The organism is Paramagnetospirillum kuznetsovii, assembly GCF_003284725.1.
GTDB classification, from domain to species: Bacteria; Pseudomonadota; Alphaproteobacteria; order Rhodospirillales; family Magnetospirillaceae; genus Phaeospirillum; species Phaeospirillum kuznetsovii.
Genome location: NZ_PGTO01000011.1, coordinates 1 through 23,006, shown reverse-complemented (window position 1 = coordinate 23,006; position 23,006 = coordinate 1). Strand labels below are relative to the sequence as shown.

Genomic DNA, 23,006 nt, shown 5'->3' with positions numbered 1-23,006 from the left:
GCAGAGGTGTGGCGGCAGTGGCGATCATGGCGGCTCTCTCCGGCTGTCTATCGAATCTGCCTGCCCCGGACAGCATTCAACTGGCTCCGGTCCCGGGGGTGGCTCTACCGTTCAAGGCGCGCGTCATGGTCTTCGTCGGCGAGACCGACATCGCCCGCAAGTTGACCATCGCCCTGACACGCTATCAAAGTGAAGAAACCAATATCCGCGAGGGCCTCGCCCTGGCCAAGGCCGCCAAGCTGGTCTTGGCCAAGGGGTTCGAGACGGTGGAGGTCAACGATCCCTCCATTCGCCCTCAGATCGTCGTCAAGCTGACCGGCAGCAAGGCGTCATGGTCGCGCCTGGACGGCAAGATGAAGACGGGATGCGCCGTGGATGCCTGGACGTCCGACGGTATCCCACTGGGCAATTTCGTCGCCCGCTATGATGCCGATCGGACCGATTACACCAGCGAATTGGAGGCGGCGTTCGCCCAGTGCCTTAAGAAGCCGGTGGAGGAATTGCTGAACTCCCCCGCCCTGGCCCGACTGGCGGGAACCGGATTCCGCGCCCCGTCGGTGGCGGCCTACGACGCCTGGATGCGGTCCTTGGGCCCCATCCCGCCCTTCATGTAACCGCCAAGAGTTCGAGGAATCGCGCCGCCGCCGCAATGTCGGCGGCCAAGGCGGCGCGACGGTCGGCCGCCTCGTAATCCTCGCCCCACTGCTCGATCTGATAGGTCTCATCCAACTGGGAAAGCTCGAAGGCCTGCGAGGCGGTCAAGCGTCCCTCGGCCAGCGCCAGGGCCAGGATCAAGGATCCCATGGCGGCGGCGGCGGACTGGATGGCGCTGAGGCGCCATGAATCCTGACGGTCCAGGACATGGGACAAGGCGCCAAGCGCCTCGCGCGGCTGCGCCACCGCCACCAGGGCATTGGTCACGTTCAGCCGTGCATCCAATGACAGCGCCGCCCAGTCCAGCAAGGGCTGCCACCCCTGGGTCTGGCGTGCAACCAAGTCACTGGGCCGCTCGGCGCGATAGCACAGGAGATCGGTACCCGCATATTTCATCAACTCGGCGCTCACATGGGCGCGTTCCGGTCCGACCCGATCCAGCGCCGTGCTGGCAAGCTGGGTCAAGGGCATGGAGGCCGGAATCACCATCTCTCCCTGGGCATCCCATTCGGACGCCACGGCGGCGGCAAGGGCCGTGCCCGGCAACGCCAGAGGACGACCACCGGGGGTCTTGACGGGCTTACCGTCCAGATGGATAGCCGCGCCAGCCCCGACGGCGACGGCCTCGGACCGCTGATAGAATCGCTTGAAGGATTTGGACACGGTCTCGCCCTCTTGATCTAGCGGCGGCTCTTGGCCGCCATCCGGCAGGATGCGGCCTCGGCGGACAGCCTGACCGGCGGGCCGTCCTCAATGAACGACGGGGCGCCAAGCATGCCGCGCAGGCGAAGACCGGCACCGCCCTTGGCGGCGAAGGCCAGATCCATGGACTCTGTTCGCAAGTCCACGGACCCCGATCCCGCGATGGTGGTCCGCCCGGTTTCAACCGTCAAACCCCGTTCCACCGATATCTTGCCGCCCTTGGCGACAAGTCGTAAAGCGGCACATGGAATCTTGCGACCGCCTTGACCACCATCGTCCAATTTGCCGAGAAGTTGGCCAATCAGCTCTCGGTCGGCGCGAGACAGGGAGAGATCGGAAAATGCGGCGAAAAAGCTGCCGTCCAGACTGCCCGCCAAGGACCGTGGACTGGCGCCCAATGCCTTGACATCGATGGCAAAATCGCCCCGTCCCCCAACCAAGGCCCCCTCGCCTCCCATTGTGGCGAGATCGACTCCGCTCCCCGCCAGCTTGACGGCGACCGAGGGATTGCGGCCCGTGGCGTCGAGACGTATCTCGCCGGAGATGGAGCCTTCGCCCATGCGGGCCTGAATCGCCTCGATGACGAACCTGCCATTGGTCAGCCCAATCTCCGCCGCGGCGTCGGCCAGGATCGCTCCGCCCAATTGGAGTCGGCTTGCCGTCAGTGATATGGCAAGGTCAAACCCCTTCAACCAATCCAACGGTATTGCTTCAAGCGACAGAATGCGGCCGTCATCCACCGGAATCGCCACGCGCTGGGGCGAAGCGCGGGTGGACTCGCCGTTGCGGGTCTGCGGCAGGCTCAGGTCGCCGGGGACGAACACGGCGGCGGCCAAGCGTCCGAAAAGGCGCGGCCTCGGCCCACGCCCCAGGGCCAATTCACCGGTAAAATCGCTCTTGCCGAGGGAACTCTTGATTCCCGTCAGACGCCAGCCATCCTCCATATCGTTGAGTCGGGCCGAAAGCTTCAACGGACCGCCATTGGGCAAATCGACGCCCATGAGATGACTAAGCCCGGCGAGACTGTCCGCCTCGGCCACCAAAAGCAGATCCACTCCGCTCAGAGTCGCCCAGGTCTTGATGGCGCCCTTCAGGCTGACCAGGGCGCCGTCGCGCCTGCCCAACACCGCATCAAGGTCCGTTACCCCCGCATCCGATAGCTTGGCGGAAATCTTGTAGCGCCCGATGACTGTCGGGATCTTGTCGGCGGCAATGATGCCGCTGCGCCTGAGAAGATCGGCGAACTCATCGCCTTGGGCCTTGATATCGAAATCGACCCCTTTGCCCAACAGGGGCTCCGCCACATGGCCACTGGCCACCACCAGGGCGCCGCTGACCTCGCCTTTGACCTGTACGGGATAGGGTTTTCCCGAAATCAAATTGGAAACGGCGCCGACCATTCCGGTCAATTTAAAGTCGGTTCCCTGTTTGCGCCCCTCCGCCTGAATGGTCAGAGGGCCGCCGGCCAGGCTTTCCGGCTGGATGACCGCCCGCGCGATGGACAGGCTGGAATCCGAGGTGCTCCCGGCATCGCGCCAGACGAGCACGCCATCCTCGATGCGGACTTCGCTGACCGCCAAAGTGGTGGGGGGGATCTTGTCGCCGCCATGCCCAATATCCGGCGTCCCGCTCGGCCGCTGCATGGGCGTCAGTCGCAGCATGGGACGATAGAGGGCGAGCTTTTCCACCTGGATGATTCGAAAGACCAAAGGCAGCAATGCCACCCGCGCCTCGATCCGATCCACATACAAAAGCGCCGGGCCGCCCGGCTTGGTCGCCACCGTCAAGCCGGTGAAGCTGACTTGCGGCCAGAGGCCAAGCTTGATCTTGGTGGGACCGGAAAAGCTGAGTTCCAGCCCGGAGGCACCCCGCACTTGATCGGCCAGGAAGGCCTGATACCTGGCGCTGTCCAGCGCCTTGGAGGCCGCGATCAACGCCACGACCACCACCAGGGCGGCGGCGGCAACGATCTTCAGCACCGTGACAAGCCTCATCACCGCTCTCCGGTGACGGCGTCGAGCACCTCGGTCAAATTGTCGAACGTGTCCAGCACCACCTGCGCCCCAGCCTTGTTCAACTCGTCGAGCGAATGGTAGCCCCACGAGACGCCAACCGCGCCTGTCCGGGCGGCGCTGGCCATGGCCATGTCATAGGCGGTATCGCCGATCATGACAATGTCGGAGAAATCGAGACCGCAATCGGCGGCGGCGCGCTTCAACATGGTGGGATCGGGCTTGCTGGGATTGTCGTCGGCGGTCTGAATGGTGATGAAGCGGCCGTGTAGATCGTGGGCATCAAGCAACGACTCCACGCCGCGCCGTGACTTGCCAGTGGCCAATCCCAGCAACCAGCCCTCTTCCTCCAGCATATCGAGCGCTTCCTTCACGCCGGGAAACAGCGGCTCCATGCTGTCGGGCAGCAGCCGCATGGCGCGGAAGGCTTCCTTATAGGATTCCGCCACCGCCCGATGCACCGAGGGCGGCGCCCAGGGCAGCAGGACGCTGCACGCCTCCACCAGGGACAGGCCGATGATGCGGCGCACCTGATCGGGCCGGGGAATGCCCAGGTTGAGGTTGCCCCACGCCGATGTCATGGCGGAGACGATATTATGCTGGCTATCGACAAGGGTGCCGTCCACGTCAAAGACGGCAAGGCGCAATCGCGTCATGGCATTCCGAAAACCATTGTCCGCCCAAGATACAGCATCGGCGGCAAAGGACCAACCGCCGGAATGTCACTCGTCCTCGAAGGCCTCGAAGGGACGCCCGGCATCGGATTCGGAAAATCCGAAAAACGCGAAGCTGGCTTTGATATGTGTCGGTGGCGGCGCCAAGACTTCCAAAAGCTTTCCGGTGCGCGGGTGCGGCAGCCGCACGGCGCGGGCGTGCAGATGGAGCTTGCGCGACACACCGGTCCCCTCGATCAGCGCGTCCTTGCCGCCATACTTGCCGTCACCCATGATGGGGGTGCCCAGCAAGACGCAATGGGCGCGCAATTGGTGGGTTCGGCCGGTGCGCGGTTCCATTTCCAACCAGGCCGCCCGCCTGAGCGCGTTGTCCACTACCCGGAAATAGGTCACGGCGTGCTTGCCGTCATCCTCGTCCACCGCCACCTTCTCGGCCCCCTTGCCCCCCAGTTTGGACAGCGGAGCGTCGATGCGACCCTGACGGTGGGACGGCATTCCCGCCACCAGCGCCCAATAGCATTTGCGGGCGGCGCGACTCTTGAAACTGGCCGCCAGCTTGGCGGTGGCGGACGCCGTGCGGCCCAGCAGCAGAACCCCGGACGTATCCTTGTCCAGGCGATGCACCAGACGCGGCCGCTCAGTGGCGTCGAATCTGAGCGCGTCGAGCATGGCGTCCAGATGGTTGTCGGCCATGCCGGTTCCGCCTTGAACCGCCAATCCCGGCGGCTTGTTAAGGGCGATGATGTCGTCGTCCATGTAAAGGACGGCATCGCGCAACATCCGCGCCGTCTTTTCATCGACCACCAAGGGCTTGGGCGCCGCAACCGGCGCCGGTCCGGTGGGCAGCGGCGGCACGCGGATGCTCTGTCCGGCGTCAAGCCGTTGATTGGATTTGGCGCGCTTGCCATCCACACGGACATTTCCCGCACGAAGCCACTTTTCCAGAAGGCCATGGGCAACGGTGGGAAAATGGCGCTTGAACCATCGGTCCAGGCGCAGTTCGGCTTCGTCGGGCGAGACGGTGAGGATTTGGACATCGGTCATGGGCGGCAAGCTACAGACTCGAGGTCACCGGGTATACGGCTATTTTTGGCGGCTCAGGCGAACAACGATAGAATCGATCCCGTACCGGTCGTGCTGGTCGCCTTGGCCTTGTTGTAATTGGTCAGGTTCAACGTCGTCATGTCCTTGGCCACCACCTTTCCAGTGGTGTCGATGTCCAGAAAATAGGGCTTATTGGCTTCGATAAACGTCGCCACCTGCTTCAGAGTGTCGGTATCATCGCCAACATCCGGGTAGGGCGCCGTCTTCAAGAAGTCCGGTGTGATATTGTCAGCCGAATTCTCCTTCGCCGAGATGACGCCCGTTATGGTGTCCACCTCGAGGTAATACGGGATCTTGGATTTGGCCATATTATAGGCATCGGACTCGAAGGGATCGAATGCCGTGCCATAGGGCAACGGCAGGGCACTTCTTTGAACCTCGCCCGCATCCATCAGGGCGAAATCAGACTGCAGGAGAGCGATGGCATCCATCAATTTTGTCCGATAGCCCTCCGGCAAATCGGCATTGGCGGGGTCATAGCGTTGATCAAAGGCTTGCAGGTCGCCGTTGGTATCGAGTGAAATTTTCTGCGGCTGGCCATTGGTCGCCAGCAAAACCGCCGTCTGTTCCCAATTATTTGGGGTCGAGTCCTGCAGTTGAAGAACAAGATTTGCCACCATATAGACATCGTTGCTGGCACCGGCCAGCTTCTTCACCCAACTGTCATTGGTGGCATTGGCCTGGATTTTCTGGGCCATTGTCTCGATCTGGATCATATTATCGAGAAGCGCCGATTGCTGGCTAAGGTTGTACTTGCTGAGATCGGCTTCCGATTGAAGCTGCGCCTGGACGCTGCCATCGGTGTCAATGAAGACAACGCTTGGCAGGCCCTTGTTCATGGCGTAGCCGACAATCTTTTCCCAATCAGAGGTGGGCTCCAATTGGCCTTGCTGAATGTAGTCAATCCGCTGCGCGGCGTTGGCGTAAATCCCTAACTTGGTGCTATCGATCTGCTGTTGCTGCAGGATGCTGGCAACACTTTGGGGCGTGCCACCATGGCCAGCGAGGGCGTCGATGAGTCCCTGATTGGACGTATCTTGTTGTCCGGACAAGGCGCTGAACAGGCCTCCGGACGTATCAGAACCCGCCAACAGCGAGGAAACGCCCTGGGCGGCGATGACGGACGTGGGAGTGATGGTAACCATGACGCGAACCTCATTCTGTCGGTTCAGACTGCAACCGTTTCTGTTGCCCTCGTCCACTTGGCGGGCAAAGAGCTCGCCGCACACTTATCTTAACAGAATACCACTCTCTCCAGCCCAGTGCAAAGGTTGGAGCACAGGATCGACCATAAGCCAGAATCCGTTAAATCCGCGTAAAGACGGCCCCTGGGCCGAAGCCGGGCGCGTTCAACCATACCCGCTCCCCTTGCATCACCGGTCGACCAGGCGGACCTTAAGGGAGAACGGAGCCGGGGTTGTCCCTGAAAGCAGCGACTCGAAACGAAGCGTGCCGATGGGCCCGACGGCCGAATCGACTTCCGAGGCTGGCCCTTCCCCGAGAGCCTCACCCTGGTCCATGGCGGCTGAATCGGCGGGTGGCCCAAGGCATCTCCGCCACGACGGGAATTGGCGTCTCTTTCGAAACGTGATCGTCCAAACGCAAAAAGGGCCGCCCCAGGGGCGGCCCTTCTCGCTTAATCCAATGAAAGCCTATTCGTCGGCTTCGTCGCTCTTCTCGGCGGTGGGGCCGGAATCCAGACCCTTGGCGGCGGGATCGCGATCCACCAGCTCGATCATGGCCATGGGAGCGCAATCGCCGTAGCGGAAACCCGCCTTCAGCACGCGAGAGTAACCACCGTTGCGCTCCTTGTAGCGCGGGCCGATGACGGCGAACAGCTTGGCGACCACGGCATCGTCACGCAGGAAGGCATAGGCCTGACGGCGGGCGTGCAGGTCGCCGCGCTTGCCCAGGGTGATCAGCTTCTCGGCGATGGGACGCAGATCCTTGGCCTTGGGCAGGGTGGTCTTGATCTGCTCGTGCTTGAGCAGGGCGTTGGCCAAGCTGACGAACAGGGCCTTACGGGCCGACTTATCGCGGTTAAGCTTGCGGCCGGACATACCATGACGCATGAAAACTCTCCTCGTCGCTTTGGCTCGCCGGGCGAGACCGATGGCGTTTCCGCATGCCGCCACCCCTGGGGGAGCACGGCGCGGGCGGACCGGACTGGTCCTTGGACAACCATCATCCCCGGAGTGATCCGGGGGTGATGTCACTTAAGGCAAGGCTCAATAGGGCTCTTCGAGCTTCTTGGCCAGTTCCTCGATGTTCTCCGGCGGCCAGTTGGGGATTTCCATGCCGAGATGGAGCCCCATCTGCGCCAGCACTTCCTTGATCTCGTTCAGCGACTTGCGACCGAAATTGGGGGTGCGGAGCATCTCGGCCTCGGTCTTTTGGACCAGATCGCCGATATAGATGATGTTGTCGTTCTTGAGGCAGTTGGCCGAACGGACCGACAGTTCAAGCTCATCGACCTTGCGCAGCAGATTCTTGTTGAAGGGCAGTTCGTCCCTCTTCTCTTCCTCGACCACGCTGGTCGGCTCTTCGAAGTTGATGAACAGCTGCAACTGATCCTGCAGAATGCGGGCCGCCAGGGCCAAGGCATCGTCGGGGGTGACGGCGCCATTGGTCTCGATGGTCATGGACAGCTTGTCGTAGTCGGTGACCTGACCGACGCGGGTGTTCTCCACCTTGTACGCGACCTTGCGCACCGGCGAGAAAATAGCGTCGATGGGGATCAGGCCGATGGGCGAATCCTCGGGGCGGTTCTGCGACGCGGGCACGTAACCCTTGCCGGTTTCCACCGTGAACTCGATGTTCAGCTTGGCGCCCTCGTCCAGGGTGCACAGCACCAGGTCGGGGTCCATGATCTCGATGTCGTGACCGACCTCGATCAGACCGGCGGTGACTTCACCAGGGCCGATGGCGCGCAGATGCATGCGCTTCGGTCCCTCGCCATGCATGCGCAGGCCGAGAGTCTTGATGTTGAGGATGATGTCGGTGACATCTTCCCGCACGCCGGGGATCGACGAGAACTCGTGCAGAACGCCCTCGATCTGAATGGCGGTGACGGCGGCCCCCTGAAGCGAGGACAGCAGCACCCGGCGAAGGGAATTGCCGAGGGTCATGCCAAAGCCGCGTTCCAGCGGTTCGGCGACAGCGGTGGCAATGCGCTGGGGATCGGCCCCGGGCTCGACGTTGAGCTTGCTGGGCTTAATCAGTTCCTGCCAGTTCTTTTGAATCACGGGTGTGACCTCATGCTAGGAACAAATGACATTAAGGAAACGGCCATGCCGCCAAACTTCCCCACGGTGAGGAAGCCGGCGGCCGACCATTGACCCACGGAAAAACAGATCAGACGCGGCGACGCTTGCGCGGCCGACACCCGTTGTGCGGGATCGGCGTGACGTCGCGGATGGACGTGATCTGGAACCCAACGGACTGCAGAGCGCGCAGAGCCGATTCACGACCGGCGCCGGGGCCCTTCACCTCGACCTCCAGGGTACGCATGCCGTGCTCCGAAGCCTTGCGACCGGCGTCCTCGGCAGCCACCTGAGCGGCATACGGAGTCGACTTGCGCGAGCCCTTGAAGCCCTGCATCCCCGCCGAGGACCAGGAAATGGTGTTTCCCTGGGCATCGGTGATGGTGATCATGGTGTTGTTGAACGTGGCATTCACATGCGCGACGCCCGAAGTGATGTTCTTGCGCTCGCGGCGACGAGGACGCGCGGCTGCAGCAGGCTTAGCCATCTGAGGTATTCCTTACTTCGTAACTTTCTTCTTGCCGGCAATCGGCTTCGCCGGACCCTTACGGGTACGGGCGTTCGTGTGAGTCCGCTGGCCGCGCACCGGCAGGCCGCGACGATGGCGCAGGCCGCGATAGCAACCCAGATCCATCAAGCGCTTGATGTTCATGGCGACGGCGCGACGCAGATCGCCCTCGACCTGATAGTCGCGGTCGATCATTTCACGGATCTTGAGCACTTCGTCGTCGGTCAGCTGATTGACACGACGCTCGGCGGGAATGCCCAGCTTCGTGGTGATCTCAGCGGCCTTCGAACGACCGATGCCGTGAATATAGGTCAACGCGATCATCACGCGCTTATTCGTCGGAATATTGACGCCAGCGATACGAGCCAAAGCTGGTTACTCCTTCACCAAAAAGTCCGCGCCACGTTGCGCCCGGAGCCGTTACCAAAAAACACAACTCCAGGCCTCGCCCATGACGGGGGAAACCGAAGGTGCGGGATTATAGGGTTTCTCGGCTGAGAGTCAACCGATTCGCCCAACCTTTTTAAACACCGCCGTCAGCGGACCGCATCAAGCATGCCCTCGAGGGCGCGGGTGACGTCGGCGATGTCCATGGTGCCGTCCACGACCTTGAAAGCGCCCTTCTTTTCGTAATAGGGCACCAGCGGCGCGGTCTGCGCGTGATAGGCCTCGAGCCGCTTGTTGACGGTCTCGGCGTTGTCGTCGGGGCGGCGAACGAATTCGGTGCCGCCACAGGCGTCGCACTTGCCAGCGGTCTTGGGCTGCTGGAACTTCTCGTGATAGCCCGCGCCGCACTTGCCACAAGTATAACGGCCGGTGATCCGCTCGACGATGAAGGCGTCGGGAACCTGGATCTCGATGGCGAAGTCCAGCTTCTTGGCCTTGCGGGTCATCATGGCGTCCAGCGCCTCGGCCTGCGCCACGGTGCGGGGAAAGCCGTCGAAGATGGCGCCGGTCTTCACGTCCGCCTGGTCAAGACGCTCGTCGATGATGGCGATGACGATCTCGTCGGACACCAACTGCCCCGCATCCATCACCGCCTTGGCCTTCTTGCCCACGTCCGAGCCCGAAGCGACGGCGGCGCGCAGCATGTCGCCGGTGGACAACTGGACCAAACCGTACTTGTCCTGAAGCCGCTTGGCCTGGGTTCCCTTGCCGCCACCGGGCGGTCCCAACAGAACGAGATACATAGCACGTCCCCCTTATTGCTTTGTCGTTAACGACGACCCCTGAGGCGGGACTTCTTGATGAGTCCCTCGTATTGATGCGCCAGAAGGTGCGATTGAATCTGCGCCACGGTATCAAGCGTGACCGAAACGACGATCAAAAGGCTGGTGCCGCCGAAATAGAACGGAACCGACCATTTGGAAATCAGCAGCTCCGGCAGGATCGACAGCACCGACAGATAGGCCGCGCCGACCACGGTCAGCCGGGTCAGGACATAGTCCAGATAGTCCGCCGTGTTCTTGCCGGGACGAATGCCGGGGATGAAGCCGCCGTACTTCTTCAGATTCTCGGCCGTATCCACCGGATTGAACACAACGGCGGTATAGAAGAACGAGAAGAAGACGATCAAAGCCAGATACATGAAGATATAGAGCGGCTGGCCACGTCCCATGATGGCGGCGAAGGTTCCCATCCACTCGGGGCCGCCCTGGGAGGCGAACTGAGCGATGGTCACCGGCATCAGCAGGATCGAGCTGGCGAAGATCGGCGGAATCACGCCCGAGGTATTGACCTTGAGCGGAAGATGCGACGACTCGCCGCCGAACATCTTGTTGCCCACTTGCCGCTTGGGGTACTGGACGATGATGCGCCGCTGGGCGCGCTCCATATAGACGATGAAGGCGATCACCGCCACCGACATGACCAGAATGCCGATGATGACCAGGACCGGCAGGGCCCCGGTTCGGCCCAGTTCCAGGGTATTCTTGATGGCCACCGGCAATTCGGCGACGATGCCCGCCATGATGATCAGCGAGGTGCCCTGGCCGATGCCACGCGCAGTGATCTGTTCGCCCAGCCACATCAGGAACAAGGTGCCGCCGGTCAGGGTGACCACCGCCGTGAAGCGGAACAACAGGTGATTGTCGATCATCACCGCCGCGCCCCGTGAACTGGTCATGCTTTCAAGGCCAACGGCGATGCCATAGGCCTGCAGAATGGCGATGAACACCGTCAGATAGCGGGTGTACTGGTTGATCTTCTTGCGGCCGGCCTCGCCTTCCTTCTTTACCGCTTCCAGCGACGGAACCACGGTGGTCATCAGCTGGAGGATAATGGAGGCCGAGATATACGGCATGATATTGAGCGCGAAGATGGTCATGCGATGCAAGGCACCGCCGGCCAACATGTCGAACATGCCCAGCATGCCGCTGCCGCTCTGCTTGAACAGATCGCCCAGCACTTGCGGATCGACGCCCGGCAGGGGAATCCAGGTGCCCAGGCGATAGACGATCAACGCCCCCAGGGTGAACCAGATTCGCTTCTTGAGTTCGGTCGCCTTGGCGAGAACGCCAAAGTTCATATTCGCGGCGAGCTGCTCGGCAGCGGAGGCCATGCCTTACTCCGGGTTTCAGTGGCGCCCTGCGGCGGTGATCCATTCTCGGACCACCATGGCGCCACAAATCCTGAACTCGTCATGTGACCCGGATCAAACGCCCGGGCCACCCTGACATGACGCGATAACCACCTTGCCCCGAAAGGCCCGGATGGTCAGCCCTCGGCCGGAACGGCCTTGGGTGCGAGAATGGTCACCGTGCCACCGGCCTTTTCGACCGCGGCGACAGCGGCGGCGGAGGCGCCGACCACTTCGATGCTCACCTTCGACGTGATCTCGCCGCGCGCCAGCAGGCGCAGGCCGTCATAGATCTTGCCGATCAGACCGGCGGCCTGAAGCACTTCGGCGGTGAGCGTCGTCTTGGCGTCCAGACGCTTCTCGTCGATGGCCTTCTGAATCCGGCCGAGATTGATCTCGGAGAATTCCTTGGGGAAGGGCACGTTGAAGCCGCGCTTGGGCAGACGGCGGTAGATGGGCATCTGGCCGCCTTCGAAGCCGTTGATGGCCACGCCGGTGCGCGAGCTCTGACCCTTGACGCCGGAACCGGCGGTCTTGCCCTTGCCGGAACCGATGCCGCGGCCGACGCGCTTGGCCTTGTAGCGGGCGCCGTCGTTGTCGCGAAGTTCGTTGAGCTTCATGTCTTTTCGTCCTCAAAGTCGAACCACCAGGAGCCATGGGGCTCCTGGTGGGGCCGAATCTTACTCTTCCACCTGCAGCAGGTGCCGGACCTTGGCGATCATGCCGCGCACCGCCGGAGTATCCTCCAGCTCGCGGGTACGACGCATCTTGTTCAGGCCCAGACCCACCAGGGTGGCGCGCTGGTCGGCCGGACGGCCGATGGGGCTACCCACCTGGGTCACCTTGACGGTGGCCTTGGCGGCGGCGGTTTTCTTGGCAGCCATTGTGCGAGCCCTCCTCAAGCGCCGGCGGCAGCCGCGGCAGCGGCTCCGTCACGACGGCCGATGATCTCGCCCACCTTCTTGCCCCGCTTGGCGGCAACCGAGCGCGGAGACGCCAGGTTGACCAGAGCGGCGAAGGTCGCCTTGATCATGTTGTGCGGGTTGGAGGTGCCGAGGCACTTGGCCACGACATCCTGCACGCCCATGGTTTCGAAAACGGCGCGCATCGGGCCGCCGGCGATGATGCCGGTACCGGCCGGAGCCGCCCGAAGCACGACGCGGCCGGCGCCGAAGCGACCGAAAGCGTCATGATGCAGGGTGCGGCCTTCGCGAAGGGCGATCTTCACCATGTTGCGCTTGGCCTGTTCGGTGGCCTTGCGGATGGCTTCGGGAACTTCGCGGGCCTTGCCCGAACCGTAACCGACGCGGCCCTTGGCGTCACCGACCACGACCAGGGCGGCGAAGGCGAAGCGACGGCCACCCTTGACCACCTTGGCGACGCGGTTGATGTGGACCAGCTTGTCGACGAATTCAGATTCCTCGCGCTCGCGGGGAGTCTGCTCGGCGTTGCGGCCACGGCCGCGATCGCTGCGCTCGCCGCGCTCGCCGCCGCGGCCCCGCTCGGGCCGGTCACTAGTGGTGGGAGTACGTGCCATTGCTCATCATCCTCAGAAAGACAGGCCGCCTTCGCGGGCCGCATCGGCAAGGGCTTTCACCCGGCCGTGATAGATGTAACCGCCACGGTCGAACACCACCTCGGTGATGCCGGCCGCCTTGGCCCGCTCGGCGATCAGCTTGCCGACGGCGGCCGCAGCCGCCTTGTCGGCGCCGGTCTTCAAATTGCCCTTCAGCTCCTTGTCGAGCGTCGAGGCGGCGGCCAGGGTGACGCCGGAGGCGTCGTCGATAACCTGGACGTAGATGTTCTTGCCCGAGCGGAAGACCGACAGCCGCACGCGGCCGTGAGCCTTCGCCTTGATGCTCTGGCGAGCGCGCCGCTTGCGGCGCTCGAATAAATCTTTCGGCGTCATCATGGCGGTGCCCCTTACTTCTTCTTACCTTCTTTACGAAGGATGGTCTCGGTTTCGTACTTGATACCCTTGCCCTTGTAGGGCTCGGGACCACGGAAGGCGCGGATCTCGGCGGCGATCTGACCAACCTGGCGCTTGTCGCGACCGAAGATGGAGATGGCCGTCGGCTTCTCGCACTTCATGGTGATCTCGTCCGGGATCGGATATTCGATATCGTGCGAATAGCCGAGCTGCAGCTTCAGCATCTTTCCCTCGACCGCGGCGCGATAACCGACGCCGTTGATCTCGAGATTGACGGTAAAGCCTTCGGACACGCCCTTGACCATGTTGTTCAGCAGGGCACGGGTGGTGCCCCACATCATGCGGGCGTCCTTCTGCTCGCTCTTGGGCTTCACCCACAGCAGGTTTCCGTCGAGGGTGACCTCGACATTGTCCCTGGCGGTGAGCTTGGTTTCGCCCAGCTTGCCTTTGACGGTGATATCGGACCCGGTGATCTGAACCGAGACTCCCGACGGCACCGAGACGGGGTATTTGCCGACTCGCGACATTTGAGAGCCCTCCTCAGAACACTTCGCAGAGGACTTCGCCGCCGACATTCTGGGCGCGAGCCTCAGTGTCGGACATGACGCCCCGCGGGGTCGAGAGGATCGAGATCCCCAGCCCGTTGGCGACGCGGCGAAGGTCGGCGATCTTGGAGTACACGCGGCGGCCCGGAGTGGACACGCGCGAGATCTCCCGGATAACCGGCTGACCCTCATGATACTTGAGCTCGATGGAGAGCTCGGCGATACCGGGGCGCACATCGACGCGCTCATAGCCGCGAATGTAACCCTCGCGCTTGAGAACTTCGAGAACATTGGCGCGCAGGCTTGACGCTGGCGACTTCACGGACGACTTGTTCGCGCGCTGTCCGTTACGGATACGGGTGAGCATATCGCCGACGGGATCGGTCATAGACATCGACTGAGCCCTCCTTACCAGCTGGACTTGGTCATGCCGGGAATCTGACCCTGCGAGGCGAGCTCGCGGAGCTTATTCCGGCACAGTTTGAACTTACGGTAGTTGCCGCGCGAACGCCCGGTAACCTCGCAGCGCAGACGCACGCGGGTCTTGGACGAATTACGCGGAACCATCGCCAGCTTCAAGGACGCCTCGAAGCGCTCCTCGGGGCTGGCTTCACGATTGTTGGCGACCGCCTTCAACTTAGCGCGGCGAGCGGCAAACTGCTTTGCCATGCGCTCGCGCTTCTTGTTGCGCTCGACGGAGCTGATCTTAGCCATTGCCTAATAACTCCACTCAAGCCACGAACGGCATGTCGAAACCCTTGAGGAGAGCCTTGGCTTCCTCGTTGGTCTCGGCAGTCGTGACGAAGATGATGTCCATGCCCCGCTGGGTATCGACCTTGTCGTAGTCGATTTCCGGGAAAATCAGCTGCTCCTTCAGGCCCAGCGCGTAGTTGCCGCGCCCGTCGAAGCTCTTTGCCGGCACGCCGCGGAAATCGCGAACGCGCGGCAGGGCAATGTTGATCAACCGGTCGAGGAACTCGTACATGCGGTCGGCCCGAAGGGTGACCTTGCAGCCGACAACCTGCCCCTCGCGCAGCTTGAACTGGGCGATGGAGGTCTTGGCCTTGGTCACCACCGGCTTTTGGCCGGCGATCAGGGTCAACTCGGCGAGCGCCGACTCGATCTTCTTGGCGTCCTGGGCGGCTTCACCGACGCCCATGTTGATGACGATCTTGGCCAGCTTCGGAACCTGCATCGGATTGGAGTAATTGAACTCCTTCTGCAGGGCCGGCTTCACGACCGTATCGTAGTGATTACGCAAACGTGCCATCTGACTATCCTTTCCCGTTACCGGTCGATGACTTCGCCGGAGCGGCGCGCGATGCGCACCTTGCGGCCGTCTTCGAGGATCTTGTGACCGATGCGGGTCGGCTTGCCGTCCTTGGGGTCTTCGTGGGCGACGTTGGAGACGTGGATCGACGCCTCCTTCTCCACGATTCCACCCTGGTTGGTGGCCGACGGACGGGTGTGGCGCTTCACCAGGTTGACACCCTGGACGATGACGCGCTGCTCCTTGGGGCTGGCGGAGATGACTTCGCCCTTCTTGCCCTTGTCCTTGCCGGCGAGCACGACGACCCGATCACCCTTCTTGACGTTCAAGGCGGTCATTTAGAGGACCTCCGGGGCCAGAGAGATGATCTTCATGAACTTCTTACCGCGAAGCTCACGGGTAACCGGCCCGAAGATACGGGTGCCGATGGGTTCGCCCTGCTTGTTGATCAGCACGGCGGCGTTGGTGTCGAACCGAATGGCGGAACCGTCAGCGCGACGGATTTCCTTGGCGGTGCGAACGATGACGGCGCGATGCACGTCACCCTTCTTCACGCGGCCACGCGGAATCGCTTCCTTGATGGAAACGACGATCACGTCGCCCACGCTGGCGATGGTGCGGTGAGAACCGCCCAGCACCTTGATGCACTGCACCCGGCGAGCGCCGGAGTTATCGGCGACGTCCAGGTTGGTTTGCATCTGGATCATGATGTGCCTTCCTTATTCCAGATCGTTATCGTCAAGCCTGCGGCTCGACGATAACTTCCCAGGTCTTGGTCTTCGAGAGCGGACGGCATTCGCGGATGCGAATGGTGTCGCCGGTCTTGAACACGTTGTTTTCGTCGTGGGCGTGATACTTCTTCGAACGACGGATGAACTTCTTGTAGATCGGGTGCATCACGCGGCGTTCGACGCGGACGACGACGGTCTTTTCCATCTTGTCGCTGGTGACCACACCCTGAAGAATGCGCTTCGGCATGTCTGTCGCCTCTCCTTAGGACGCGCTCTTGGCGCGTTCGCCAAGCAGGGTCTTGATGGTCGCGATCTCGCGGCGCACGGCGCGCACGCGGGCGGTATTCTCCAACTGGCCAGAGGCCCGCTGGAAGCGAAGGTTGAACTGCTCCTTCTTGAGCTCCACGACCCGCTCCTTGAGCTGGTCGGGAGTCTTTTGGCGCAGATCGGCAGCCTTGGTCGCCATGGCTCAGATCTCCCCGATGCGGGTAATGAACTTGGTCTTGATCGGCAGCTTGGCGGCCGCGAGAGCAAAACCGTGACGCGCGATTTCTTCCGGCACGCCGTCAACCTCGAAGAGGATGCGACCGGGAGCAACGCGGGCCACCCAGAATTCCGGCGCGCCCTTGCCCGAGCCCATGCGGACTTCGGCGGGCTTGCTGGAGACGGGCAGGTCCGGGAAGATACGGATCCACACGCGGCCTTGACGCTTCATGTGACGGGTCAGGGCACGACGGGCGGCCTCGATCTGACGGGCGGTGATCCGCTCCGGCTCAAGAGCCTTCAGGCCATAGGCACCGAAATTCAAGGCCGAACCACCCTTGGTCACGCCCTTGATCCGGCCCTTATGGGCCTTGCGGTATTTAGTACGCTTCGGAGAAAGCATTTCTCAAACCCTTCTCAGATCAGCGGCCGGACGGGGTGGTTTCACCCGCAGCCCGCTTGTCCTGGGCCATGGGGTCATGGGCGAGGATCTCGCCCTTGAACACCCAAACCTTGACGCCACAGGTACCGTAAGTGGTCTTGGCGGTACCGACACCGTAATCCACGTCGGCGCGCAGCGTGTGCAGCGGTACGCGACCTTCGCGGTACCACTCCATGCGGGCGATTTCAGCGCCGCCGAGACGACCGGAGCAATTGATCCGGATGCCCTGGGCGCCGAGGCGCATGGCGGACTGAACGGCACGCTTCATGGCGCGGCGGAAAGCGACGCGACGCTCCAACTGCTGGGCGATGGACTCGGCCACCAGCTGCGCATCCAATTCCGGCTTGCGGATTTCGACGATGTTCAGGTGAACCTCGCCGCCGGTCATCTTGGACAACTCCTTGCGGAGCACCTCGATATCGGCGCCCTTCTTACCGATCACCACGCCCGGACGGGCGGTGTGAATGGTGATGCGGGCCTTCTTCGCCGGACGCTCGATGACCACACGGGAGACACCGGCCTGGGCCAGCTTCTCGCGCAGATACTTGCGCAGCTTCAGGTCTTCATGAAGCAACTTGGCGTAGTTCTCGTCGGCGAACCACCGGGAATCCCAGGTGCGGTTGATGCCGACGCGAAGGCCGATCGGATTGACTTTCTGACCCATGGGTTACTCCTCCGCCGCTTCGGCGCGTTCACGCACGATGACGGTCAGATTGCTGAACGGCTTCTCGATGCGGGTGGAACGGCCACGAGCGCGAGCGGCCCAGCGCTTCATAACCATGGCCTTGCCCACATGGGCCTCGGCCACGTAGAGCCGGTCCACGTCGAGCTGGTGGTTGTTCTCGGCATTGGCGATAGCCGACTGGAGCACTTTCCTCACCTCGACCGCGATGCGGCGCTTGGAGAAGAACAGGGCGTTCAGCGCAACCTCGGCCTTCAGGCCGCGGATGCTTTCGGCAACCAGGTTCAGCTTCCGGGGGCTGGTGCGGATGGAGGCGGCGAAAGCCTTGGCCTCGGTATCCGACAGAACCCGCTCTGCGGTTTTCTTGCCCATGGCTACTTCCTCTTCGCCTTCTTGTCGACCGCGTGGCCGTAGAACGTGCGGGTCGGCGAGAACTCACCGAACTTGTGGCCGATCATGTTCTCGGTCACCAGCACGGGGATGAACTTCTGGCCATTGTAGACGCCAAAGGTCAACCCGACGAACTGCGGCAGGATGGTCGAACGACGCGACCAGATCTTGATGACCTCGTTGCGGCCGCTGGCGCGGGACTTTTCCGCCTTTCCCAGCATGTAGCCGTCGAGGAAGGGGCCTTTCCAAACGGAACGAGCCATATTCTCGCTCCTCCTACTGGCTCTGACGGCGGCGCATAATCAGCCGGTCCGTCTTTTTGTTGCTACGAGTCTTCTTACCCTTGGTCGGCTTGCCCCACGGAGTGACCGGGTGACGGCCGCCGGAGGTACGGCCTTCGCCGCCGCCATGCGGGTGGTCGATGGGGTTCATGGCGACACCGCGAACGGACGGGCGACGGCCCAGCCACACCGAGCGTCCCGCCTTGCCCAGCGAAACGTTCTGCTGGTCGGGGTTGGACACGGCGCCGATGGTGGCCATGCACTCGCCGCGCACCATGCGCAACTCACCGGAGGACAGGCGGAGCTGGGCATAGCCCTGATCCTTGCCCACCAGCTGCACATAGGTACCGGCCGAACGGGCCAGCTGCGCGCCCTTGCCCACCTTGAGCTCCACGTTGTGCACCACGGTGCCGACGGGGATGTTCTTCAGCGGCATGGCGTTGCCCGGCTTGATGTCGACCTTTTCGCCCGCGATCACCTGATCGCCGACGGCGAGGCGCTGCGGGGCGATGATATAGGCCTTCTCGCCGTCCGCATACGCGATCAACGCGATGAAGGCGGTGCGGTTGGGATCGTATTCCAAACGCTCGACGGTAGCGGCCATATCGAACTTGGTGCGCTTGAAGTCGATGATGCGGTAGCGGCGCTTATGCCCGCCGCCGCGCCAGCGCATGGTGATGCGACCGGTGTTGTTACGGCCGCCCTTGGAGCGCAGACCTTCGGTCAGCGACTTCTCGGGCTTGCCCTTCCACAACTCGGACCGATCGACCTGGACCAGCTGACGCTGACCCGGCGTGGTCGGATTGTATGTTTTCAGCGCCATGGCGTCAGACTCCCGTGGTCACGTCGATGGAGTGGCCCTCGGCCAGGGTAACGACCGCCTTCTTGACGTCGTTGCGCACGCCGACACGACCGCGGAACCGCTTGACCTTGCCCTTGGCGATCAGGGTGTTCACGGCGGTGACCTTCACCCCGAAAATCCCTTCCACCGCGGCCTTGATCTCCGGCTTGGTCGCATCCAGCGGAACCTTGAAGGTCACCTGCCGATACTCGGAGCCCATGGTCGCCTTTTCGGTGATCACGGGGGCGCGGACGACGTCGTACATCCGCTCCTTGCTGATGACGAGCTTGCTCATTTCAGGCGAGCCTCCAGGGCTTGCACCGCGTCCTTGGTCAGAACCAGGGTATCGCGACGCAGGATGTCGTAGACGTTGGCGCCGACCTGCGGCAACACGTCCACATGGGGGAGGTTGCGCGAGGCCAGGGCGAAGTTGCCGTCCACGGCACCGTCGATGAACAGCACCGAGGTCCAACCGAGCTTGGACAGACGCGCCGCCAGCTCCTTGGTCTTGGGGCTGGCCGCCGAAGCGGTGTCCAACACGATCAACTTGCCGTCGGCGACCTTGGCCGACAGGGCGGTCTTCAGCGCCAGCTTGCGGACCTTCTTGGGCAGATCGTGGGCATGGGAGCGCACGACCGGGCCGAAGATGGTGGAGCCGCCCCGGAACTGCGCGGAGCGCAGCGAACCCTGACGGGCCCGACCACCACCCTTCTGATTGAAGGGCTTCTTGGTGGTACCGGAGATCTCGCTGATGGTCTTGGTCTTGTGATTGCCGGTCTGGCGCTTGGCCAGCTGCCAGTTGACGGCGCGGAACAGGATGTCCGTGCGCACCGGCAGACCAAACACGGCGTCGGCCAGCTCGATTTCGCCGACGGTCTGGTTGTCCAGGCTGATTACGTTCGTCTTCATCGCCTTTTATCCTTTACTCGCCGGCGGCCGCGGCCTTGATGCCGGCCGGGAACGGCACGCCATCAGGCAGCTTGCGCTTGACCGCATCGCGGACGAGCACCCAGGAGCCCTCGTGACCGGGAACCGAACCCTTAACCAGGATCAGGCCGCGATCGGAATCCGTGGCAACCACGGTGAGGTTCTGAGTGGTCACCTGCTCGTCGCCCATGTGACCGGCCATCTTCTTGCCCTTGAACACCCGACCGGGGTCTTGGCGCTGGCCGGTGGAGCCGTGGGAACGGTGCGAGACCGAAACGCCGTGGGTGGCTTCCAGACCGCGGAAGTTCCAGCGCTTCATGCCACCGGCGAACCCCTTGCCGATGGTGTTGGCCGTCACGTCCACGTACTGACCGGGAACGAAATGCGCGGCGGAGAGTTCGGTGCCGACCTCGAGAAGGTTCTCGGCGGACACGCGGAACTCGGCGAGCTTCTTCTTGGGCTCGACCTTGGCCTTGGCGAAGTTGGCGCGAGCAGGCTTGCTCACGTTCTTCACCTTGGCAACACCGGCGCCAAGCTGGACGGCCACATAGCCGTCGGTTTCCACAGAGCGGGTCGAGACCACCTGACAGGTGTCGACCTTCAACACGGTGACGGGCACATGGGTGCCGTCCTCGGTGAAGATCCTCGTCATGCCGACCTTCTGGGCGATGAGACCAGATCGCATCGTTTGGTTCTTCCTTAGAGCTTGATCTCGACGTCGACGCCGGCGGCCAGGTCGAGCTTCATCAGCGCATCAACGGTCTGGGGCGTCGGATCGACGATGTCCAGCAAACGCTTATGCGTGCGAATTTCGAACTGCTCGCGCGACTTCTTGTCGATATGCGGGCTACGGTTGACGGTGAACTTCTCGATCCTGCTCGGAAGCGGGATCGGTCCGCGCACCTGCGCCCCGGTCCTCTTGGCGGTGTTGACGATCTCGCGGGTGGACTGATCCAGCACGCGATGATCGAACGCCTTGAGGCGGATGCGGATGTTCTGGCTTTCCATGTTCAAGTCATCCGTCAAATCGGATCGGCGCCCCCGTCGGGGCGCCGATCGGTGAAAACAGTCAATTCAAAGAGCCTCCCGCAGTCAGCTTCCCCGATAATGGAGCCGCTCTTACGGAATGAGGCCGAAGCCGAAGGCGGGTTTATACAGAGAGTCCCCCCCCTTGGCAACCCCTAAGAATCACATGTATTGCCCGCCATTGACCGCGATCACCTGACCGGTGATGAAGCCCGCCGCCTTGCTCGACAGGAAGGCCACGGTGGCGGCGATGTCCTCGGGCGCGCCCATGCGGCCCACCGGGATCTTCGCGGCTTCCTGCTCCAGGATATCGGGGCGCATGGCCTTGGTCATCTCGGTCAGGATGAAGCCGGGGGCGACGCAATTGGCGGTGACGCCCTTGGACGCCATCTCCAGCGCGATGGACTTGGTCAGGCCGATCATGCCGGCCTTGGCGGCGGCGTAATTGGCCTGACCGAACTGGCCCTTCTGCCCGTTCATGGACGAGATATTGACGATACGGCCCCAGCCGCGCTCGCGCATGCCCGCGCCCAGAACCCGCACGGTGTTGAACACCGAGGACAGATTGACCTCGATCACCGAATTCCACTGGGTGCGGCGGCACATCTTATGGACCAGACCGTCGCGGGTGATTCCCGCATTGTTGATCAGGATGTTGATGTGGCCGTGCTTGGCCTCGATATCGGCCAGGGTGCTTTCCACCTTGTCGAAATCGGAAACGTCCAGCACATAGGCTGGGCGGCCGGTATCCTTGGCATACTGCTCGACCTTTTCCGGCACCACGTCGACGACGATGACCTCGACCCCGTCATGGGCCAGGGCCTCGGCGATGGCGGCGCCGATACCGGCGGTGCCGCCGGTGACCAATGCTCTACGCTTCATATTCACCCTCACTGCCTTGTCGGCCGAACCGCGATCTGCGCCGCGTCTTCGACCCATTCCAAAATGCGAGGGGCTCTCATAGCATATTTCACAATGATGACCAGGGGTTTTGGTGCGGCGCAATATGGGGTGGCGTTGCCCTGATCCAGGAATCGGCCTATGCTATGGCCTATGCCACGGAGGCAAGCATGAACCATGATCGCCGAGTCCGCCTGTTCCGTAACGGCCGCAATCAAGCGGTTCGCATTCCCCGCGAATTCGAATTGCCGGGCGAGGACGCCATCATGCGCAAGGACGGCGACCGCCTGATCATCGAACCGGCGCGTAAGCGCTCATTGCTGGCATTGCTGGCGAGCCTTGAGCCACTTGATGAGGACTTCCCCGAGATCGATGATCCGCCGCCCGAGCCGGTGGACCTGTGAATGCGCTATCTGCTGGACACCAATATCCTGTCCGACCTGTTGCGCCATCCCCAGGGGCCCGCCGCACTTCACCTTGCCAAGATCGGGGAGGATCAGGTCTGCACCAGCATTATCTGTGCTGGCGAACTGGTGTTCGGTGCCGCCAAGAAAGGCTCTGCACGCCTAATCGCCCAGGTTAAGGATCTGCTGGAAATCTTGGAGGTTTTGCCCCTGGAATCGCCCATGGACGAAGCCTACGCCGAAATCCGGGTAATATTGGAGCGGGAAGGACGACTGATCGGCAACAACGACCTGCTGATCGCGGCCCATTGCCTGACCTTGGGCTTCGCCCTGGTCACCGACAATGTGCGGGAGTTCGAACGGGTGCCGGGGCTGGCGGTGGAGAATTGGCTGCGGTAAGGCCCGGCAACGAAAACGCCCCCGGAGTTTCCTCCGGGGGCGTCTTGATTCAGCGGTAAGGCTGAAGACTACTCGACGATCTTGGCGACGACGCCGGCGCCGACGGTACGACCGCCTTCACGGATGGCGAAGCGCAGGCCCTCGTCCATGGCGATCGGGCAGATCAACTGCACTTCCATGGACACGTTGTCGCCCGGCATCACCATCTCGGTGCCTTCCGGCAGGCTGACCACACCGGTCACGTCGGTGGTGCGGAAATA

General features: G+C 62.6%; 37 protein-coding genes. 3 read left to right on the top strand and 34 right to left on the bottom strand.

Features of this window, described 5'->3' with window-relative positions; genetic code table 11:
* Positions 1-26: 26 nt before the first annotated feature.
* Complete coding sequence (locus CU669_RS13890; RefSeq protein WP_239988717.1) at positions 27-614, top strand: substrate-binding domain-containing protein; 588 nt, start codon at positions 27-29, stop codon at positions 612-614.
* Here CU669_RS13890 and CU669_RS13885 read toward each other — a convergent pair.
* The 33 genes from CU669_RS13885 to CU669_RS13725 form a co-directional block, all read right to left on the bottom strand.
* On the bottom strand, positions 607-1,317 hold the full coding sequence (locus CU669_RS13885; protein WP_112145716.1) for an ATP12 family chaperone protein: 711 nt from the start codon (positions 1,315-1,317) through the stop codon (positions 607-609). The two genes, CU669_RS13890 and CU669_RS13885, sit on opposite strands and share 8 nt — an antisense overlap.
* Before the next feature lie 17 nt (positions 1,318-1,334).
* On the bottom strand, positions 1,335-3,350 hold the full coding sequence (locus CU669_RS13880; RefSeq protein WP_112145714.1) for an AsmA family protein: 2,016 nt from the start codon (positions 3,348-3,350) through the stop codon (positions 1,335-1,337).
* Positions 3,350-4,024: an HAD family hydrolase gene (locus CU669_RS13875; RefSeq protein ID WP_112145712.1), complete on the bottom strand. Its 675-nt coding sequence runs from the start codon at positions 4,022-4,024 to the stop codon at positions 3,350-3,352. The genes CU669_RS13880 and CU669_RS13875 overlap by 1 nt, the downstream gene beginning before the upstream one ends.
* Before the next feature lie 66 nt (positions 4,025-4,090).
* Positions 4,091-5,086, bottom strand: coding sequence for an RluA family pseudouridine synthase (locus CU669_RS13870; RefSeq protein WP_112145710.1), 996 nt, complete (start codon positions 5,084-5,086; stop codon positions 4,091-4,093).
* Positions 5,087-5,139: 53 nt separating this feature from the next.
* Positions 5,140-6,291 (bottom strand): hypothetical protein, encoded by a 1,152-nt coding sequence (locus CU669_RS13865; RefSeq protein WP_112145708.1) that lies wholly within the window; start codon positions 6,289-6,291, stop codon positions 5,140-5,142.
* Positions 6,292-6,798: 507 nt separating this feature from the next.
* Entirely contained in the window at positions 6,799-7,218 is a 420-nt protein-coding gene (gene rplQ, locus CU669_RS13860; protein ID WP_112145706.1) for a 50S ribosomal protein L17, read from the bottom strand.
* Between the two features lie 156 nt (positions 7,219-7,374).
* Entirely contained in the window at positions 7,375-8,391 is a 1,017-nt protein-coding gene (locus CU669_RS13855) for a DNA-directed RNA polymerase subunit alpha (RefSeq protein WP_112145704.1), read from the bottom strand.
* A gap of 109 nt (positions 8,392-8,500) precedes the next feature.
* Positions 8,501-8,896, bottom strand: a complete 396-nt coding sequence (rpsK, locus tag CU669_RS13850) for a 30S ribosomal protein S11 (RefSeq protein WP_112145702.1) — start codon at positions 8,894-8,896, stop codon at positions 8,501-8,503.
* Between the two features lie 12 nt (positions 8,897-8,908).
* Entirely contained in the window at positions 8,909-9,286 is a 378-nt protein-coding gene (gene rpsM / locus CU669_RS13845) for a 30S ribosomal protein S13 (protein WP_112145700.1), read from the bottom strand.
* Between the two features lie 167 nt (positions 9,287-9,453).
* The gene (locus CU669_RS13840; RefSeq protein ID WP_112145698.1) at positions 9,454-10,107 is read right to left on the bottom strand and encodes an adenylate kinase; all 654 of its coding nucleotides are present in this window, start codon (positions 10,105-10,107) and stop codon (positions 9,454-9,456) included.
* Positions 10,108-10,133: 26 nt separating this feature from the next.
* Positions 10,134-11,477, bottom strand: coding sequence for a preprotein translocase subunit SecY (gene secY, locus CU669_RS13835; protein ID WP_112145696.1), 1,344 nt, complete (start codon positions 11,475-11,477; stop codon positions 10,134-10,136).
* Between the two features lie 155 nt (positions 11,478-11,632).
* Positions 11,633-12,115, bottom strand: coding sequence for a 50S ribosomal protein L15 (rplO, locus tag CU669_RS13830; RefSeq protein ID WP_112145694.1), 483 nt, complete (start codon positions 12,113-12,115; stop codon positions 11,633-11,635).
* A 60-nt stretch (positions 12,116-12,175) separates the two neighbouring features.
* Positions 12,176-12,379: a 50S ribosomal protein L30 gene (rpmD, locus tag CU669_RS13825; protein ID WP_112145692.1), complete on the bottom strand. Its 204-nt coding sequence runs from the start codon at positions 12,377-12,379 to the stop codon at positions 12,176-12,178.
* A 14-nt stretch (positions 12,380-12,393) separates the two neighbouring features.
* The gene (rpsE, locus tag CU669_RS13820; RefSeq protein ID WP_112145691.1) at positions 12,394-13,032 is read right to left on the bottom strand and encodes a 30S ribosomal protein S5; all 639 of its coding nucleotides are present in this window, start codon (positions 13,030-13,032) and stop codon (positions 12,394-12,396) included.
* Positions 13,033-13,044: 12 nt separating this feature from the next.
* Complete coding sequence (gene rplR, locus CU669_RS13815; protein ID WP_112145689.1) at positions 13,045-13,407, bottom strand: 50S ribosomal protein L18; 363 nt, start codon at positions 13,405-13,407, stop codon at positions 13,045-13,047.
* An 11-nt stretch (positions 13,408-13,418) separates the two neighbouring features.
* Positions 13,419-13,952 carry a 50S ribosomal protein L6 gene (gene rplF / locus CU669_RS13810; RefSeq protein ID WP_112145686.1) on the bottom strand — a complete coding sequence of 178 codons (534 nt, stop codon included), beginning with the start codon at positions 13,950-13,952 and terminating at the stop codon, positions 13,419-13,421.
* A 13-nt stretch (positions 13,953-13,965) separates the two neighbouring features.
* On the bottom strand, positions 13,966-14,364 hold the full coding sequence (gene rpsH / locus CU669_RS13805) for a 30S ribosomal protein S8 (protein ID WP_112145684.1): 399 nt from the start codon (positions 14,362-14,364) through the stop codon (positions 13,966-13,968).
* 14 nt (positions 14,365-14,378) lie between these two features.
* A complete protein-coding gene (gene rpsN, locus CU669_RS13800; protein ID WP_112145682.1) occupies positions 14,379-14,684 on the bottom strand; it encodes a 30S ribosomal protein S14 in 306 nt (101 codons plus the stop codon).
* A 16-nt stretch (positions 14,685-14,700) separates the two neighbouring features.
* Positions 14,701-15,240 carry a 50S ribosomal protein L5 gene (gene rplE / locus CU669_RS13795; RefSeq protein ID WP_112145680.1) on the bottom strand — a complete coding sequence of 180 codons (540 nt, stop codon included), beginning with the start codon at positions 15,238-15,240 and terminating at the stop codon, positions 14,701-14,703.
* A 17-nt stretch (positions 15,241-15,257) separates the two neighbouring features.
* Entirely contained in the window at positions 15,258-15,578 is a 321-nt protein-coding gene (rplX, locus tag CU669_RS13790; RefSeq protein WP_112145678.1) for a 50S ribosomal protein L24, read from the bottom strand.
* Positions 15,579-15,947, bottom strand: coding sequence for a 50S ribosomal protein L14 (rplN, locus tag CU669_RS13785; protein WP_112145676.1), 369 nt, complete (start codon positions 15,945-15,947; stop codon positions 15,579-15,581). It abuts the gene before it with no gap.
* Positions 15,948-15,978: 31 nt separating this feature from the next.
* The gene (gene rpsQ / locus CU669_RS13780; protein ID WP_112145674.1) at positions 15,979-16,218 is read right to left on the bottom strand and encodes a 30S ribosomal protein S17; all 240 of its coding nucleotides are present in this window, start codon (positions 16,216-16,218) and stop codon (positions 15,979-15,981) included.
* Positions 16,219-16,233: 15 nt separating this feature from the next.
* Entirely contained in the window at positions 16,234-16,437 is a 204-nt protein-coding gene (gene rpmC, locus CU669_RS13775) for a 50S ribosomal protein L29 (RefSeq protein WP_068489800.1), read from the bottom strand.
* A 3-nt stretch (positions 16,438-16,440) separates the two neighbouring features.
* Complete coding sequence (rplP, locus tag CU669_RS13770) at positions 16,441-16,857, bottom strand: 50S ribosomal protein L16 (RefSeq protein ID WP_112145672.1); 417 nt, start codon at positions 16,855-16,857, stop codon at positions 16,441-16,443.
* 19 nt (positions 16,858-16,876) lie between these two features.
* Positions 16,877-17,560, bottom strand: a complete 684-nt coding sequence (rpsC, locus tag CU669_RS13765) for a 30S ribosomal protein S3 (protein ID WP_112145670.1) — start codon at positions 17,558-17,560, stop codon at positions 16,877-16,879.
* A gap of 3 nt (positions 17,561-17,563) precedes the next feature.
* On the bottom strand, positions 17,564-17,950 hold the full coding sequence (rplV, locus tag CU669_RS13760; RefSeq protein WP_112145668.1) for a 50S ribosomal protein L22: 387 nt from the start codon (positions 17,948-17,950) through the stop codon (positions 17,564-17,566).
* Positions 17,951-17,952: 2 nt separating this feature from the next.
* Complete coding sequence (gene rpsS / locus CU669_RS13755) at positions 17,953-18,231, bottom strand: 30S ribosomal protein S19 (protein ID WP_112145666.1); 279 nt, start codon at positions 18,229-18,231, stop codon at positions 17,953-17,955.
* 13 nt (positions 18,232-18,244) lie between these two features.
* A complete protein-coding gene (gene rplB, locus CU669_RS13750) occupies positions 18,245-19,072 on the bottom strand; it encodes a 50S ribosomal protein L2 (RefSeq protein ID WP_112145664.1) in 828 nt (275 codons plus the stop codon).
* Between the two features lie 4 nt (positions 19,073-19,076).
* The gene (locus CU669_RS13745; RefSeq protein ID WP_112145662.1) at positions 19,077-19,385 is read right to left on the bottom strand and encodes a 50S ribosomal protein L23; all 309 of its coding nucleotides are present in this window, start codon (positions 19,383-19,385) and stop codon (positions 19,077-19,079) included.
* Complete coding sequence (gene rplD, locus CU669_RS13740) at positions 19,382-19,999, bottom strand: 50S ribosomal protein L4 (protein ID WP_112145660.1); 618 nt, start codon at positions 19,997-19,999, stop codon at positions 19,382-19,384. The genes CU669_RS13745 and rplD overlap by 4 nt, the downstream gene beginning before the upstream one ends.
* Positions 20,000-20,012: 13 nt before the next feature.
* Complete coding sequence (gene rplC / locus CU669_RS13735; RefSeq protein WP_112145658.1) at positions 20,013-20,702, bottom strand: 50S ribosomal protein L3; 690 nt, start codon at positions 20,700-20,702, stop codon at positions 20,013-20,015.
* A gap of 14 nt (positions 20,703-20,716) precedes the next feature.
* Entirely contained in the window at positions 20,717-21,025 is a 309-nt protein-coding gene (rpsJ, locus tag CU669_RS13730) for a 30S ribosomal protein S10 (protein WP_002725423.1), read from the bottom strand.
* A 180-nt stretch (positions 21,026-21,205) separates the two neighbouring features.
* Positions 21,206-21,925: a 3-oxoacyl-ACP reductase gene (locus tag CU669_RS13725; protein ID WP_112145656.1), complete on the bottom strand. Its 720-nt coding sequence runs from the start codon at positions 21,923-21,925 to the stop codon at positions 21,206-21,208.
* Between the two features lie 188 nt (positions 21,926-22,113).
* Here CU669_RS13725 and CU669_RS13720 point away from each other — a divergent pair, with 188 nt between their 5' ends.
* Positions 22,114-22,347: an antitoxin gene (locus tag CU669_RS13720; protein WP_112145885.1), complete on the top strand. Its 234-nt coding sequence runs from the start codon at positions 22,114-22,116 to the stop codon at positions 22,345-22,347.
* Complete coding sequence (locus tag CU669_RS13715; protein ID WP_112145654.1) at positions 22,348-22,746, top strand: type II toxin-antitoxin system VapC family toxin; 399 nt, start codon at positions 22,348-22,350, stop codon at positions 22,744-22,746.
* Between the two features lie 68 nt (positions 22,747-22,814).
* Here CU669_RS13715 and CU669_RS13710 read toward each other — a convergent pair.
* Positions 22,815-23,006, bottom strand: a 192-nt coding sequence (locus CU669_RS13710) for an EF-Tu C-terminal domain-related protein (RefSeq protein ID WP_456095311.1), incomplete at its 5' end; no start/stop codon positions are given.

What these genes read in the sequence shown, in the direction of transcription:
- rplN (WP_112145676.1), bottom strand. Translation starts at nt 15,947, where the DNA reads ATGATCCAGATGCAAACCAACCTGGACGTCGCCGATAACTCCGGCGCT.
- rpsQ (WP_112145674.1), bottom strand. Translation starts at nt 16,218, where the DNA reads ATGCCGAAGCGCATTCTTCAGGGTGTGGTCACCAGCGACAAGATGGAA.
- CU669_RS13715 (WP_112145654.1), top strand. Translation starts at nt 22,348, where the DNA reads ATGCGCTATCTGCTGGACACCAATATCCTGTCCGACCTGTTGCGCCAT.
- rpsK (WP_112145702.1), bottom strand. Translation starts at nt 8,896, where the DNA reads ATGGCTAAGCCTGCTGCAGCCGCGCGTCCTCGTCGCCGCGAGCGCAAG.
- rplF (WP_112145686.1), bottom strand. Translation starts at nt 13,952, where the DNA reads ATGTCGCGAGTCGGCAAATACCCCGTCTCGGTGCCGTCGGGAGTCTCG.
- CU669_RS13870 (WP_112145710.1), bottom strand. Translation starts at nt 5,086, where the DNA reads ATGACCGATGTCCAAATCCTCACCGTCTCGCCCGACGAAGCCGAACTG.
- CU669_RS13875 (WP_112145712.1), bottom strand. Translation starts at nt 4,024, where the DNA reads ATGACGCGATTGCGCCTTGCCGTCTTTGACGTGGACGGCACCCTTGTC.
- rplO (WP_112145694.1), bottom strand. Translation starts at nt 12,115, where the DNA reads ATGAAGCTCAACGAACTTCGCGACAACGACGGCGCCCGCTACAAGGCC.
- rpmC (WP_068489800.1), bottom strand. Translation starts at nt 16,437, where the DNA reads ATGGCGACCAAGGCTGCCGATCTGCGCCAAAAGACTCCCGACCAGCTC.
- rplD (WP_112145660.1), bottom strand. Translation starts at nt 19,999, where the DNA reads ATGAAGACGAACGTAATCAGCCTGGACAACCAGACCGTCGGCGAAATC.
- rplQ (WP_112145706.1), bottom strand. Translation starts at nt 7,218, where the DNA reads ATGCGTCATGGTATGTCCGGCCGCAAGCTTAACCGCGATAAGTCGGCC.
- CU669_RS13720 (WP_112145885.1), top strand. Translation starts at nt 22,114, where the DNA reads ATGAACCATGATCGCCGAGTCCGCCTGTTCCGTAACGGCCGCAATCAA.
- rpsJ (WP_002725423.1), bottom strand. Translation starts at nt 21,025, where the DNA reads ATGGAAAGCCAGAACATCCGCATCCGCCTCAAGGCGTTCGATCATCGC.
- CU669_RS13840 (WP_112145698.1), bottom strand. Translation starts at nt 10,107, where the DNA reads ATGTATCTCGTTCTGTTGGGACCGCCCGGTGGCGGCAAGGGAACCCAG.
- rplP (WP_112145672.1), bottom strand. Translation starts at nt 16,857, where the DNA reads ATGCTTTCTCCGAAGCGTACTAAATACCGCAAGGCCCATAAGGGCCGG.
- rplR (WP_112145689.1), bottom strand. Translation starts at nt 13,407, where the DNA reads ATGATGACGCCGAAAGATTTATTCGAGCGCCGCAAGCGGCGCGCTCGC.
- rplE (WP_112145680.1), bottom strand. Translation starts at nt 15,240, where the DNA reads ATGGCACGTTTGCGTAATCACTACGATACGGTCGTGAAGCCGGCCCTG.
- rplX (WP_112145678.1), bottom strand. Translation starts at nt 15,578, where the DNA reads ATGACCGCCTTGAACGTCAAGAAGGGTGATCGGGTCGTCGTGCTCGCC.
- CU669_RS13880 (WP_112145714.1), bottom strand. Translation starts at nt 3,350, where the DNA reads ATGAGGCTTGTCACGGTGCTGAAGATCGTTGCCGCCGCCGCCCTGGTG.
- secY (WP_112145696.1), bottom strand. Translation starts at nt 11,477, where the DNA reads ATGGCCTCCGCTGCCGAGCAGCTCGCCGCGAATATGAACTTTGGCGTT.
- rpsH (WP_112145684.1), bottom strand. Translation starts at nt 14,364, where the DNA reads ATGTCTATGACCGATCCCGTCGGCGATATGCTCACCCGTATCCGTAAC.
- rplB (WP_112145664.1), bottom strand. Translation starts at nt 19,072, where the DNA reads ATGGCGCTGAAAACATACAATCCGACCACGCCGGGTCAGCGTCAGCTG.
- rpsC (WP_112145670.1), bottom strand. Translation starts at nt 17,560, where the DNA reads ATGGGTCAGAAAGTCAATCCGATCGGCCTTCGCGTCGGCATCAACCGC.
- rplC (WP_112145658.1), bottom strand. Translation starts at nt 20,702, where the DNA reads ATGCGATCTGGTCTCATCGCCCAGAAGGTCGGCATGACGAGGATCTTC.
- rplV (WP_112145668.1), bottom strand. Translation starts at nt 17,950, where the DNA reads ATGGGCAAGAAAACCGCAGAGCGGGTTCTGTCGGATACCGAGGCCAAG.
- rpsE (WP_112145691.1), bottom strand. Translation starts at nt 13,032, where the DNA reads ATGGCACGTACTCCCACCACTAGTGACCGGCCCGAGCGGGGCCGCGGC.
- rpmD (WP_112145692.1), bottom strand. Translation starts at nt 12,379, where the DNA reads ATGGCTGCCAAGAAAACCGCCGCCGCCAAGGCCACCGTCAAGGTGACC.
- CU669_RS13725 (WP_112145656.1), bottom strand. Translation starts at nt 21,925, where the DNA reads ATGAAGCGTAGAGCATTGGTCACCGGCGGCACCGCCGGTATCGGCGCC.
- CU669_RS13745 (WP_112145662.1), bottom strand. Translation starts at nt 19,385, where the DNA reads ATGAGCAAGCTCGTCATCAGCAAGGAGCGGATGTACGACGTCGTCCGC.
- CU669_RS13865 (WP_112145708.1), bottom strand. Translation starts at nt 6,291, where the DNA reads ATGGTTACCATCACTCCCACGTCCGTCATCGCCGCCCAGGGCGTTTCC.
- rpsS (WP_112145666.1), bottom strand. Translation starts at nt 18,231, where the DNA reads ATGGCTCGTTCCGTTTGGAAAGGCCCCTTCCTCGACGGCTACATGCTG.
- CU669_RS13890 (WP_239988717.1), top strand. Translation starts at nt 27, where the DNA reads ATGGCGGCTCTCTCCGGCTGTCTATCGAATCTGCCTGCCCCGGACAGC.
- rpsN (WP_112145682.1), bottom strand. Translation starts at nt 14,684, where the DNA reads ATGGCTAAGATCAGCTCCGTCGAGCGCAACAAGAAGCGCGAGCGCATG.